This is a genomic window from Roseiconus lacunae (assembly GCF_008312935.1).
Lineage (GTDB): Bacteria > Planctomycetota > Planctomycetia > Pirellulales > Pirellulaceae > Stieleria > Stieleria lacunae.
The window spans coordinates 802,724-816,060 of sequence record NZ_VSZO01000001.1 but is presented as its reverse complement, the minus strand read 5'-3'; the positions used below and the strand labels follow the sequence as shown (position 1 = coordinate 816,060).

Annotated in this window: 11 protein-coding genes; 9 read left to right on the top strand and 2 right to left on the bottom strand. The window is 57.0% G+C overall.

Features of this window, described 5'->3' with window-relative positions:
- The first annotated feature begins 117 nt into the window (after nucleotides 1-117).
- The 9 genes from ccoN to FYC48_RS02770 all read left to right on the top strand — a co-directional run bounded on the left by ccoN (nucleotide 118) and on the right by FYC48_RS02770 (nucleotide 11,207).
- A complete protein-coding gene (gene ccoN, locus FYC48_RS02810) occupies nucleotides 118-2,436 on the top strand; it encodes a cytochrome-c oxidase, cbb3-type subunit I (RefSeq protein ID WP_235034037.1) in 2,319 nt (772 codons plus the stop codon).
- Nucleotides 2,437-2,532: 96 nt separating this feature from the next.
- Nucleotides 2,533-2,712, top strand: a complete 180-nt coding sequence (locus FYC48_RS02805; protein WP_149495153.1) for a hypothetical protein — start codon at nucleotides 2,533-2,535, stop codon at nucleotides 2,710-2,712.
- On the top strand, nucleotides 2,705-3,337 hold the full coding sequence (locus tag FYC48_RS02800; protein ID WP_149495152.1) for a cbb3-type cytochrome c oxidase N-terminal domain-containing protein: 633 nt from the start codon (nucleotides 2,705-2,707) through the stop codon (nucleotides 3,335-3,337). The genes FYC48_RS02805 and FYC48_RS02800 overlap by 8 nt, the downstream gene beginning before the upstream one ends.
- A 20-nt stretch (nucleotides 3,338-3,357) precedes the next feature.
- Nucleotides 3,358-4,764, top strand: a complete 1,407-nt coding sequence (gene ccoG / locus FYC48_RS02795) for a cytochrome c oxidase accessory protein CcoG (RefSeq protein WP_149495151.1) — start codon at nucleotides 3,358-3,360, stop codon at nucleotides 4,762-4,764.
- The gene (locus tag FYC48_RS02790; protein ID WP_149495150.1) at nucleotides 4,764-5,324 is read left to right on the top strand and encodes a FixH family protein; all 561 of its coding nucleotides are present in this window, start codon (nucleotides 4,764-4,766) and stop codon (nucleotides 5,322-5,324) included. The genes ccoG and FYC48_RS02790 overlap by 1 nt, the downstream gene beginning before the upstream one ends.
- Nucleotides 5,324-6,106, top strand: a complete 783-nt coding sequence (locus FYC48_RS02785; protein ID WP_149495149.1) for a sulfite exporter TauE/SafE family protein — start codon at nucleotides 5,324-5,326, stop codon at nucleotides 6,104-6,106. Before FYC48_RS02790 ends, FYC48_RS02785 begins: the two co-directional genes overlap by 1 nt.
- A 19-nt stretch (nucleotides 6,107-6,125) precedes the next feature.
- Entirely contained in the window at nucleotides 6,126-8,666 is a 2,541-nt protein-coding gene (locus FYC48_RS02780; protein WP_390622101.1) for a heavy metal translocating P-type ATPase, read from the top strand.
- Between the two features lie 32 nt (nucleotides 8,667-8,698).
- A complete protein-coding gene (gene ccoS, locus FYC48_RS02775; protein WP_149495148.1) occupies nucleotides 8,699-8,884 on the top strand; it encodes a cbb3-type cytochrome oxidase assembly protein CcoS in 186 nt (61 codons plus the stop codon).
- Complete coding sequence (locus tag FYC48_RS02770; protein ID WP_149495147.1) at nucleotides 8,874-11,207, top strand: heavy metal translocating P-type ATPase; 2,334 nt, start codon at nucleotides 8,874-8,876, stop codon at nucleotides 11,205-11,207. The genes ccoS and FYC48_RS02770 overlap by 11 nt, the downstream gene beginning before the upstream one ends.
- A gap of 76 nt (nucleotides 11,208-11,283) precedes the next feature.
- On the opposite strand, the gene FYC48_RS02765 is transcribed toward FYC48_RS02770, so the two are convergent.
- The gene (locus FYC48_RS02765) at nucleotides 11,284-12,306 is read right to left on the bottom strand and encodes an NAD-dependent epimerase/dehydratase family protein (protein WP_149495146.1); all 1,023 of its coding nucleotides are present in this window, start codon (nucleotides 12,304-12,306) and stop codon (nucleotides 11,284-11,286) included.
- 59 nt (nucleotides 12,307-12,365) lie between these two features.
- A complete protein-coding gene (locus tag FYC48_RS02760; RefSeq protein ID WP_149495145.1) occupies nucleotides 12,366-13,262 on the bottom strand; it encodes an alpha/beta hydrolase in 897 nt (298 codons plus the stop codon).
- Nucleotides 13,263-13,337: the final 75 nt, after the last annotated feature.

Here is a 13,337-nt window from a genome sequence, read left to right as displayed (position 1 = left end):
TCGGTCACGGGCAACCGTTTTTCGCTGCCTCTATTCCCCGCCATACAGATTATCGTTGCGATGGAAACTAGCAGTGCCACCTCCTCGGACACTGAAGTCGGGCAAACTGATTCCTCGATGGCCAAGACGGCTGGCGGATCAGGCGCGTTAGAGTCGTTCAGCTATGACGATGCGATCGTTCGGCTATTCGCGACCGCGACCATCCTTTGGGCACTTGTTGCGACGCTTGTCGGAGTGATCGTGGCGGTGCTGCTGGTCATGCCGAGTGCGACCGAAGGCGTTCCGTATCTGACCTTCGCACGGCTGCGTCCGCTGCACACCAATGCGGCAATTTTTGCGTTCGCCGGCAACGCGATCTTCGCGGCCGTCTATTACAGCACTCAGCGATTGTGCAAGGCGCGGATGTGGAGCGACGTGCTCAGTCGGCTTCACTTTTGGGGGTGGCAGTTAATCATTGTGCTGGCCGCGGCGACGATTCCTTTTGGAATCACACAGAGTCGCGAGTACGCGGAGCTGGAGTGGCCGATTGACTTGCTGATCGCGGTCGTATGGCTGTTCATTTTCGGCGGCAACTTCTTGATGACGTTGATCAAGCGTCGCGAGCGTCACATGTATGTCGCGCTTTGGTTTTACATCGCGACGATCATCACCGTCGCGGTGCTGCACGTGTTCAACAACTTGTGCGTTCCCGCCGGTTGGTTCAAAGGTTACAGCGTTTACGCGGGTGTTCAGGACGCGTTCATGCAGTGGTGGTACGGTCACAACGCGGTGGCGTTCTTTTTGACCACGCCGTTTCTCGGTTTGATGTACTACTTCCTGCCCAAGGCGGCCGACCGTCCGGTCTTCAGCTATCGCTTGAGCATCATTCACTTTTGGTCGTTGGTCTTCATTTATATCTGGGCCGGACCTCACCACTTGCACTACACCGCGCTACCGGAATGGGCTAGCACACTGGGGATGCTCTTTAGCGTCATGCTTTGGATGCCCAGTTGGGGCGGGATGATCAACGGTTTGTTGACCTTGCGCGGTGCATGGCACAAGGTTGCCGCGGACCCGGTGTTAAAATTCTTCGTCGTCGGCGTGACGTTCTACGGCATGGCAACGTTTGAAGGCCCGTTGCTGTCGGTCAAGTCGGTCAACGCACTGAGCCACTACACCGACTGGACGATCGCCCACGTTCACTCGGGGGCACTCGGCTGGAACGGGTTCATGGCGTTCGGGATGCTGTACTGGTTATTGCCGCGGATTTATCAAACCAAGATTTGGAGTGACAAGCTGGTCAGCTTGCACTTCTGGACCGGGACGATCGGCATATTACTTTACATCATCCCGATTTATGCCGCCGGTTTGATGCAGGGTTTGATGTGGCGAGCGATGGACGAGACGGGCAACCTGATGTACCCCGACTTTGTCGAAACGGTTCAATCGATCGTCGTGCTTTGGTGGTTGCGTGTGCTCGGCGGATTGTTATACGTCGCCGGCGTCTGCATGTTGTGCGTCAATACGTTGATGACTTGGTTCGGTCGCCCATCGACCTACGAAGTGCCCGTCTACACCGCCGCGCCACTTAGCAAAAGCTATCGCGATTCGAAGCCGGAAACGAAGGATGACGAATACAAAGACGTCCCGATGTTGGACTTGGGGAAAGGCATGTCGGTGTGGGCCAAGATGGGTTGGCACCGTCGCTGGGAACGTTTGCCGGTGACCTTCACCATCCTGGTGACCATCGCGGTGGTCAGTGCGACGTTGTTCGAACTGATCCCGACGTTCCTCATTCGGTCCAACGTGCCGACGATCGCGACGGTAGAACCCTACACGCCGCTGGAGCTTTACGGCCGTCACATTTACGTCTCCGAAGGCTGTTACAACTGCCACTCGCAGATGATCCGTCCGATGGTGGCGGAAACCAAGCGCTATGGTGAATACAGCAAGCCGGGCGAGTTCGTTTACGATCGTCCGTTCCAGTGGGGCAGTCGTCGTATCGGCCCCGACTTGGCCCGTGAAGGCGGTCGACAAAGTAGCTTCTGGCACTGGCGTCACTTCGAGAATCCCGAAGAGGTGTCGCCAGGTTCGGTGATGCCGAGCTACCGACACTTGCTGGATTCCGAATTGAAGTTCAGCGCAATCGCACCGCACGTCAAAGCAGCGTGGCACCTCGGTGCCCCGTATAGCGACGACGATTTACACAACACCGAAGAGGTCGCTTACAAGCAAGCCGAACGGATCGCCGCGGAAATTGTTTCCCAGGGCGGACCGGCCAACACAATGGACCGGCAGGCGGTGGCGCTGATTGCGTACCTGCAGCGGATCGGAGTCGATTTGTTTAAGACGCCTGAACCCGAAAACGCCGACGCGGAAGGTGGCGAAGAGGCGGCCGCCGAGGCCGACGCGGATGTCGCCGAAATCACCGCCGGAGCGGAGAGCGCGACCCGTTAGACGTGTTCGTTAGGCGAACGTTTTCAGTGTTTGAACATTGATCAATCAAGCGGATCGGCCGACCGCCGGTTCGATGACCTTTGGTAAGCATCCATCATGATTCGAGATTTAGTTTCGTCCCTCGATTATTCGGTCTGTGCCGAGATCGCTTTGGCGCTCTTCGTGGGGACGTTCGCGTTGGTCTTCTTCGCGGCGTTTCGGTTGAGCAATAGTGCGACGGACCGATTCGCATCGATTCCACTTAGCGATCAACCCGAGGACCCCCGCAGTGAGTGAGACTCCAAAAACTGATCACGCCTACGACGGCATCGAAGAGTACGACAATCCGCTGCCCGGTTGGTGGAAGTGGTTGTTCATCGCTTCGATCGTGTTTTGTCCGTTCTATTGGGTGTTCTATCACAGTGGAACCAAAGGCCGATCGCTCGAAGATTCCTACAACGTCGCGTTGGCGGAAAATACTCGATTGCAATTCGAGGAAATCGGCGAGTTGAAACTCGACGGTCCGACCATCGCCAAGTTCATGGGCAAGGATAGTTGGGTGAAGGTCGGTGAAGCGGTCTTTCGTGCCAATTGCGTGTCGTGCCATGGACGCGAGGGCGAAGGTAAAGTCGGACCGAACTTGACCGATGATTTTTACAAGAACGTCGCCGAGATCGGCGACATCGGAATGGTGATTGCCAACGGCGCCGGCAACGGTGCGATGCCGAAATGGTCCAATCGCTTGCACATCAATGAGATGGTTCTCGTTTCAGCCTATGTCGCCAAGATGCGCGGCAACAATGTCGACGGACGACCCGCCGAAGGTCGTCAGATCGCACCTTGGCCTGATGTTCCGGCCGACGACGCAGAGACAACCGAGGGAGGCGAAGGAGAGGAGGCTGACGCAGAGGGACCAGCGTAACTCAAACCCCGAGATGTAAGATGACCACCAAGACTGTCCCCGACAATGATGCACTGCTGGACGCTCCCGAGCATGTCCTGAGCACGCTGGAGAAAGACGGCAGTCGTCGTTGGCTTCGGCCGCGGCTGTCGACCGGTTTCTGGTGGCACAAACGACGCGTCGTCGCTTACATCCTGATGGTGATCTTTGTCGCCATCCCGCACCTAAGCATCAACGGCAAACCGTTGGTGCTGCTGGACATCGCCGCCCGCCAATTCACGATTTTCGGTCGAACGTTCTTGCCGACCGACACGCTGCTGCTGGCACTGCTGATCCTGACGGTCTTTGTCAGCATTGTGCTCGTCACCGCCATCGCCGGACGGGTCTGGTGTGGTTGGGCTTGCCCACAAACCGTTTACATGGAATTTCTGTTCCGGCCGATCGATCGATTGTTCGAAGGCACGAAGGGCAAAGGTGGCAAACCACGGCACGCCGTCAGCGGCGCCTTACAAGTCGCTCGTTTCGCCGTTTACTTTGTCCTCTGTGCGTTTCTTGCACACACCTTTTTAGCCTACTTCGTTGGCGTCGACCGGCTTTCCGAATGGGTGCGACGCTCGCCGATCGAACACCCCATGCCGTTCCTGGTGATGGTGTTCACGGTCGGTTTGATGCTGTTCGATTTCATGTTCTTCCGCGAGCAGTTGTGTTTGATCGCCTGTCCTTATGGACGGTTTCAATCGGTCATGCTGGACGAACAATCGATGGTCGTCGCATATGACCATGTCCGCGGTGAACCACGAAAGAAGGGCAAGCATCTGGAAGGTGAAAACGTCGGCGATTGTGTCGACTGCAACCAGTGCGTGGTGGTCTGTCCGACCGGCATCGATATCCGCAAGGGATTGCAGATGGAGTGTATTAACTGCACTCAGTGCATCGATGCTTGCGATTCGGTAATGGAAAAGGTGGGGTCACCCACCGGATTGATTCGATACAGCTCACAGGATTCAATCGCCGGGAAAGTCCGACGGATGTTTCGGGCACGGACCATCGTCTATCCGCTGATCTTATTAGGTCTGATGTCTGGTCTTGTGTTCGCGATTTCGACCAAGTCGGGTTTTGACGCTCGAATCATTCGCCAGCCGGGATCGCCGTTCACGATGTTGCCTAGTTTGGAAGTGGTCAATCAATTCCGAATGCGATTGGTCAACCGAACCGACCAGGAACAGACCTATTCGATCACCGCCGCGCCAGAACTGGGGCTGGGGATCGAGGTGATGGACGAAGACAAAATGACGTTGGTGCCAGGCAAGTCCGTGCTGGTGCCGATCAATATCACCTTTGACAGTCGTCTGACCCGCGGCTCCGGACGCAAAGAAGTTGCGATCACAATCAACGACGGCGGCGAAAACGAACGCGACGTCGAGTTCTTTCTTTTGGGACCGAGTTAATGGACCAGAACAACACGGGGGCGTCCAATCCACAGCGAGCTGAGATGCAGGCCGCCGACATGCAGTCTGCAGAGAAACGAGCGAAGCGGTTCTACATTTCGTTGGTGCTGTTTTTGTTTTTGATTCAAAGCGTCATCATGGGATCGGTGATCCATCTGGCGATCGGCGATCCGGCCTTTGCGGTCGTGCCGAACTATCACAAGGAAGCACTGCGATGGGACGAGTCTCGCAAGGCGGCGCTCGCCGCCGATCGTCTCGGTTGGATGATCGAGCTGAAGCCCTCTGACATCGCCGATCAACGCGGCATGCGGGCACTGGAACTATCGATCGACGACACCCGAGAAGACGCGACGCTTGATCAGCTAACGATCACCGGCAAGCTGTATCATCACGCCCATGCCGACGAAGCCGTCGAGGTCACGTTCAATTATGCCGAACGAGGACGCTACATCGTCCTCGCACCGGCTGCGGCGGCAGGGCTGTGGCAGTTGGAACTTTCGATCGAAGGCGGCCCCGAACCGATGACTCAATCGATGACGTTTCAAATCGAGGCCGACTGATGACACCTTTAGTCGTTCTGGCAACCGCCGTGGTAACGGCCAGTGTGATGGGAAGTTTGCACTGCGTCGGTATGTGTGGCCCCTTGGCGATTTGGGCCAGCGGTAGCGGTGACAAAGTTGGCAAAAAAACGATGGCCGCGTCGACGACGCTGTATCACCTCGGACGCTTGGTGACCTACGCGATCGCCGGAGCGGTTGCCGGGTTGATCGGCAGTCTGATCGATAGCGGTGGCGGCATGGTCGGCATTCAAGTCGCCGCGGCACGTTTCGTCGGAACCGCGATGGTGTTGATCGGGCTTTACAAACTGGTCAGCCTTTGGTGGCCGGCGTCAACTTCGAAGGTCGCAACACCGTCTGCGGTCGGCAAAGTGTTGGTCAAGCTGCGTCCGTATATTTTTGGATTGCCGGTGCTTTGGCGGGCCTTCGCGACGGGCCTGCTAACGACGCTGCTGCCTTGCGGTTGGTTGTATCTGTTTGCGTTGATCGCCGCCGGGACGGGATCGCCCATCGGTGGGGCGGTGGTGATGTCGGCCTTTTGGTTGGGCAGCGTGCCCGCACTGACGGCTCTTGTCGCAGGAGTGCGTTTGCTGTCTCAGCGATTTGTCAAGTTGGTGCCGGCAGTGGCTGCTGTCTTTCTAATCACCGCCGGACTGTTCACCGCGTCGGGCCGTGGGTTCGCCGGATTCGAACGTTTCGACGAATTGGCTTCCGAAGGTTCGTTGCTCGAACAAGTCGACCAAACCGACGAAAAGCTGCCGCCTTGCTGCCGAGTTAATCCGTAGGTTTTTCGGGCGATCGATCGTGGCAACGCCAAGTCATTCCCTATCACAATCAACGTCCGAGTCGACCGGCAAACGGTGCGAACTGCCCTGTGTACATTGTGGTTTAGCAACCCCGTGTCGCTCAGACACCGATCCCAACGACGTCTTTTGTTGCAACGGGTGCCGCCAAGCTTACCAGTTGATCCACGGCTGGGGACTCGATGCCTATTACGCGATTCGTGATCAGAACACCGTCGCCGGTTCGGTCCAAGACACGTCGTCCGGCGGATGGGAATCGTTCGATGATGAATTGTTCCTGGGATCCTCGACGCCGCGTCCGCTCGATGATGGGACGATGGCGACGGAGCTCTCTATCGTCGGTTTGCACTGTGCCGCGTGCGCCTGGTTGATCGAAAATGTTGCCTCACGCACCGATGGTTGGTTGCTCGCGCGAGTCAAACTGAATCACCACACCACGCAACTTGTGTTTGACCCGCAACGGATCAAGCTTAGCGAGATCGCGCGTCTGATCGCAAAACTTGGCTACGGACTTGCACCACTGACATCCGAACCGGTCGATCGCTTTCGGGCCGAGAACCGAAAGATGCTGATGCAGATCGCAATCGCCGGTTTTTGTGCCGCCAATGCGATGTGGATTGCCGTTGCCCTGTACGCCGGTGACGCGTCGGGTGTGGCCGCCGATCACCGTTTGTTCTTGCGGATCGCGGGGACCGTGCTTGGCGTGACGTCGGTCTTGGTTCCCGGGCGTACCTTCTTTGTCAGTGCGTTGGCATCGATTCGGACACGAACGCCTCACATGGATCTGCCGGTCGCGTTGGGGCTTTCAGTCGGCTCGATCGTCGGACTCTATCATGCGATCATCGACAGTGGTGAAATTTATTTCGATTCGCTAGCGATGCTAGTGTTCTTGCTGTTGATCGGACGTTGGATTCAGTTTCGTCGTCAATACCATGCGGCTAACGCGGTCGACTTGTTGTTGCGGATCACGCCCCAGCATGCTCGCTTGATTTGTTCCGGTGACGAAACTGCCGAACACGTTTCCAAAGACGCCGCTGACCAGGTGGAAGGTTCCGGACGGATGGTCCTGACTTCGGCGCTTTCGCCGGGACAGATCATTCGCGTTGTCGCCGGCGAAAGCCTGCCCGTCGATGGGATCGTTCGCGCCGGACAAACGTCGATCGATCGCTCTTTGCTGACCGGTGAAAGCGTGCCCGTTTCCGTTTCGGTTGGCGAAGAAGTCACCGCGGGCACCGTCAACTTATCTCGGCCGATTGATGTCGAAGTCACTGCGATAGGGAACGAAAGTCGAATCGGACAAGTCATGCAGTCGGTCGAATCGGCGATGCAGCGACGAACGCCGATTGTTCAGTTGGCCGATCGAATCGGAGGAGTCTTCGTTGTCGTCGTGACCTTGCTGGCGATCGTCGCCTTTGTGGTGTGGTTGCCGTATGGGCTCGATCTGGCAACGGCAAATGCGACTTCACTGTTGATCGTTGCCTGCCCGTGTGCACTCGCCCTGGCGACCCCGCTGGCGGTTGCGGTCACACTGGGACGCGCCGCGAAACGAAAGGTTCTGATCCGAGACGGCGATGTGTTTGCAAAGCTGGGCAAACCCGGGGTGGCATGGTTCGATAAAACCGGAACCCTGACCGAAGGGCGACCGCGGGCGGAACTGGTTTTCGGACCGGTTGAGATATTGGCGGATGCGGCGGCGATCGAACAGGAATGTCGTCATCCGATTGCTGATGCGATCATCCGCGAAGCCGAATTGTCCGGCCAGAAAGCGAACGCGATCGCTTCTGATGTCGAAGTCCTGGTCGGTGGTGTCGTCGGTCGCGTCGAAGGCCGAACGGTGACGATCGGAAATCGGGGATTATTTGATCGCCACGGCATCACGATGACCGAGGACGTTGTCGCGGCGATCGCTCGTTGTAGCGAACAGGGGATTTCACCGATTATCGTTGGAATCGATACCATCGCGTTGGCTGTCATTGGAGTGGCCGATCGTTTAAAGCCTGACGCGGCGGCGATGATCGAATCGTTTCGTCGTCGGGGCTGGAAAACGGGCATTCTTTCGGGGGATCACCCGGTCGTGGTCCAGGATGTCGCGAGGCAGCTTGGAATCGAAGCTGACCGGGCCCGGGGAGATCTATCACCGGAAGACAAATTGGCCATCGTCAGCGACAAAACGCAGTCGCCCGTGTTGATGGTGGGTGATGGCGCGAACGATGCCGCGTCGCTGGCCGCCGCCGAGGTCGGGATCGCCGTTCGAGGGGGCGCCGAGGTCAGTCTGCAGGCGGCGAGTGTGTTCGTGGCGAGCGGGACGCTGCATAGTATTGCGGAATTGCTTGAGGCTTCACGATCGTGTAACCGGCTGATTGGAACGGCCTTTGCAATTTCATTGACGTACAATGTCTTTGCTGTCCTATTGGCAATCTTTGGCTTTATCAGCCCCCTGATCGCCGCCATTTTGATGCCAATCAGCTCCATTTCTGTCTTATCGGTCACCCTGGCTTGGCCCACGTTTCGGGCCAAAAACGTTGGGGAGCTGACTCGCTAAGGCTGAATCGTCCCACAACTTGCGGCTCAAACATGAGTGTCCTGTATATCGCTTTGCCAATTGCTCTGTTGCTCGGTGGGGCGGGATTGATCGCTTGCTTGTATTGCATTCGCGATGGACAGTACGACGACCTCGACACGCCTTCGGTCCGTATTTTGGTGGACGAACGCCGCGTCGACGAATCCACGCGGGGGCCGGAGAAAAAACATGCCGACTGATTCGACGCCCCCGTCAAACGCTGCCACGCCGATTTCGAACCCGCCGCTCATTGACTCCCCGAGCATTGATTCGTCCACGGCGGCCAAAGAACGGATTGAATTCACGGTCGGCGGCATGACATGCGTCAACTGTGCCCGGTCGATCGAAAAATCATTGACCCGTAACGCGGCCGTGGAATCCGCTGTGGTGAACGTCGCCGGGGGAAGTGTCGTCGTTGATTATCAGCCGGGTGAAACCAGTCGGGATGAGTTGGCCGAGGCGATTCGGCAGACCGGTTTTACCGTTCAAGATGACGAGCAATCGTTTGAAAACGACGCGCGTGATTCGGAGCGTCGCGCCCGTTGGTTGATGTGGCTTGGCGTCGCGCTGACCCTGCCGCTTTTCGTACTTAGCATGGGACGGGATTTTGGTTTGTGGGGGTCATGGGCGATGGCTCCGTGGGTGAACTATTTAATGTTCGCCTTAGCGATCCCGGTGCAGTTCGTGGTCGGTGCAAAGTTTTATGTCGGGGCGTACCGCAGCCTTCGAAACGGTGTCGCCGACATGGACGTATTGGTTGCGATGAGCACCAGTGTGGCGTTTGCTTACAGCGTCGCCGTCATGATTGCGTTGACGTTTGGCAGTCACCTACTTGGTCATCATGTTTACTTTGAAACCTCGGCGACCATCATCACACTGGTCATCTTGGGGCACTGGATCGAAAGCCGGGCACGTTCTCGCACGGGTGATGCGATCGGTGCGTTGTTGAACTTACAATCCAAGTCGGCACGCGTGCTCAAGAATCTGCAAGAGGTCGAAGTTCCGATCGATGAGGTCGTTCGCGGTGATCATGTCATCGTTCGTCCGGGAGAGAAAATTCCCGTCGACGGAACGGTGTTGTCGGGCAGTTCGGACGTCGACGAAAGTATGATTACCGGGGAAAGCGTTCCGGTCGCCAAGCAGGCTGGCAGCGATGTGATCGGGGCGACGATGAATTGCGACGGTATGCTGACGATCCGTGCAAGCGCCGTCGGTAAAGAGAGCACGCTGGCAAAAATCGTACGCCAAGTCAACGAAGCCCAGGCGACGAAGGCACCGATTCAACACCTTGCCGATCAGATCTCTGCGGTCTTTGTTCCGATCGTTGTTTTCGTGTCGTTGCTGGCGTTTTGTGTTTGGTTCTTCGTCGTTGGCGATCCCCTCGCAGCGATGCTGCGAATGATCGCGGTGTTGATCATCTCGTGCCCTTGTGCGATGGGTTTGGCGACGCCGCTGGCGGTCACGGTTGGGATGGGCCGGGGCGCAGAAAACGGTGTGCTGTTCAAATCAAGCGGTGCGATCCAGCAGGTCGGAGGGATCAATCACGTTGTTCTGGACAAGACCGGGACCGTTACGTTGGGCCAACAATTCGTCACCGACGTGGTTCCTTTTGGCGATTTCGATGCGTCGACCATACTGCGTGTTGCGGCGAGTGCCGAAAGAGGCAGCGGGCACCCGATCGCCAAAGCGATTGTTAAAAAGGCTGACGAATCACAGATCGAGTTGTCTTATCCCGATGACGTGCAATCGTTCACCGGACGCGGAATCGAAGCAAAACTCGATCGATCACAGGTCAAGGTTGGACGCCTGGAATTTGCCTGGAGTTCATCCGATGCTCCTGCGACCGACGAGATGTCAAGGTTTGAACAACAAGCTGCAAAGATTCGTGCGGAGGCAAAGACCGTTCTCGGCGTCTCAGTCGACGGAAAGCCCGCCGGTTTGATCGCAGTTGCCGATCAGATCAAGCCCGAAGCTGCCGACGCGATCCGGTCATTGCGAGATCGCGGCATCGAAGTGTCAATGCTGACCGGGGACAATCAAGAAACGGCATCGGCGGTCGCGGACAAGGTTGGCATCACCGATGTGATCGCCGAAGTGCTCCCCGGTGAAAAGACAGACCGTATCAGCCGACTGCAAGCCGCTGGGCATCGTGTGGCGATGGTGGGCGATGGTATCAACGACGCCCCGGCGCTTGCCAAAGCCGACGTCGGTATCGCCATCGGCACCGGCACCGACGTCGCGATCGAAGCCGCCGATGTGACCTTGCTCGCCGGTGATCTACACGGAGTGGATCGTGCGATCAAACTCTCGCGGGCGACGATGCGGAACATTAAGCAAAACTTGTTCTGGGCATTCGCCTATAACATCGCGCTGATTCCGATTGCGGCCGGAGTCCTTGCCGGGGTCGACGCGTTGCCGCTATGGCTTCGCGAGCTTCATCCGATTACCGCGGCGCTCGCGATGGTCGGATCCGATTTTGTCATCGTCACCAATGCGATGCGATTAAAGCGGATGTCGTTGTAAGGGCCGATTCGAAAATCGGTATGATCCAATGCGTAAGCCGACGGCGCCGCCCACGGTCCCGGTGTTCGGCAGAGCATTAAAACCAGTGGTGGTCGCGATACCATTGGCTGGTTTGGTCCAGACGTTCTTGAAGTGAACAACCAAACTTTAAATCAGTATCCTTTCGCAGTTTGTCTGCACTACAAGTCCATGACCCTGCCGCGGCTTCACGGGCTTTATCGAGATTAAGGATGTGTGGACGGTGACGCAGTTTCGAAATCCACTGGTTTGCCCCGGCGATCGCCCGCAGCACCGGCATTGGAAGGCGGATGATTCTTGCTCGCTGCCTTCCGAGTGACCGCGCGATCATGTGTCCTAGCTCTGCATAGGTGGGGCGTTCGGGGAGCGTTACAAAGTAAACGCCGTCATCGATCGCAAGCGGGCTGACCCGTTTACCGACTTGTGCCAAGCGGATTAACGCATCGCATAGATCGTCGACATGGACGACGGAGAACCGGTGGTCTTGAGATCCAGGAACGATATGAACGCCGAAACGCTTGATACCCTGAAACATTTCAAAGCCATCATGATCGTTCGGCCCCACGACAATCGGCGGACGCACGATGGTCACCGGGATCCTGTTGGCGAAAGTTTTAACTGTCTCTTCGCCGGCGAGTTTGCTACGGCCATAATCCGAAACCGGTGATGGCAGATCGGACTCCACCCGGGCGTCGTTTCCCGAACTGGCTCCGACGGCGGCGAGCGACGAAACGTGAATCATCGTGGGCGGATCATCGCATTCGGCACAGACTTGAGCGACGTGACGAGCGCCATCGACGTTTGCTTCGTGGAATGTCTGCCGCAGCAGTGCTTTCGTCGTTCCGGCAAGATGGAAGACAACCTGAGTCCCTTCGATCGCACGTCGTAGCGATGTTAGATCGTTCAGTTGGCCAACGTAGATGCGAGGTTGCGACGACTCTAATACCGAACAATCGGATGTCGGCCGAACAAAACAGCTGACTTCAGTCCCACCCAAGGTCAGATGCTCCACCAGTCGCTGGCCGATGAATCCGGTAGCGCCGGTCACAAGAGCATGCTTGATTTCACCTAATCCGTTCATGCGATTGAAAGTCGAAGTCGACAGGGGAACTCTGCCAGGGACGAAATGTCTGACCTACTTTACGGAGCCGGCGTTAGATGTTGATCGAACCAAGCGATCGCTTCGGTGATCGCGTGGTGCATGTCGCTCCCCAAGCCGTGACCGGAGTTTTCATAGACGATGAATTTGTTTTCGACATCTGCCTCATCCATCTTTTCATGGATCCATCGGCCCTGTTCGGGAAGGACGAGCGTGTCTTTGCCGCCGGAGATGATTAAGCAGGGTGCATCATCGGGAGTAACGAAGTACAAGGGCGAGACTGATTTCGCTTCCTCCTTGGAAATGTCCAGTCCGGGAAAGCGGCGATACTGGTCGGCGAGCCCCGGAGTGCTCCAGACATAATTGGTCAAGTCACTCGGCGGCACCAAGGCAACGCCCGCCGTGATTCGGCTTCCTGTCTTTTCAAGAGGATCACTGCTGTCGCGATCACCATCGTCACCAGTGGTGGCCAGCATCAACGTCAAGTGACCGCCGGCGCTCATTCCGATCGAACCGATCCGTTGGGGATCAATGTTGTACTGCCCCGAATCATTCCGGATCACACGGATGGCACGGCGCACATCCGAAACCGCTTCCGCGATCGAATACCGTGGGCTGCTGCCGTGCCGCACCGCGAAGACTTTGTAACCGCTAGCCAGAAAAGGCGAAAGCAAAATCCGCATTTGAGTCGGTGGTGACCACTTCGATCGCCAACCGCCACTGACGATGAATACGACTGCGGCCCCGTTGGCTTCGCCGTCGGGCTCAAACACATCAAATGTCATCGCCAAGCCGTCTTTATGACCGTAGATGACTTCGCGGTGAAAGACGCCACTGGGGCGTTCGGATGATTCCTGAGCTTCCACAACGGTTGCACTCGTCAGCACGACCAAGTTCAACAGTACAACAGAAGCCAATCGAACGGTTCGGGGTGTCATGAATCAGACTCATCGTAGAACTAACACGAGTGAATGACTGCCTATGATTGAAGCACGATCATCGAAAGCAGCCTT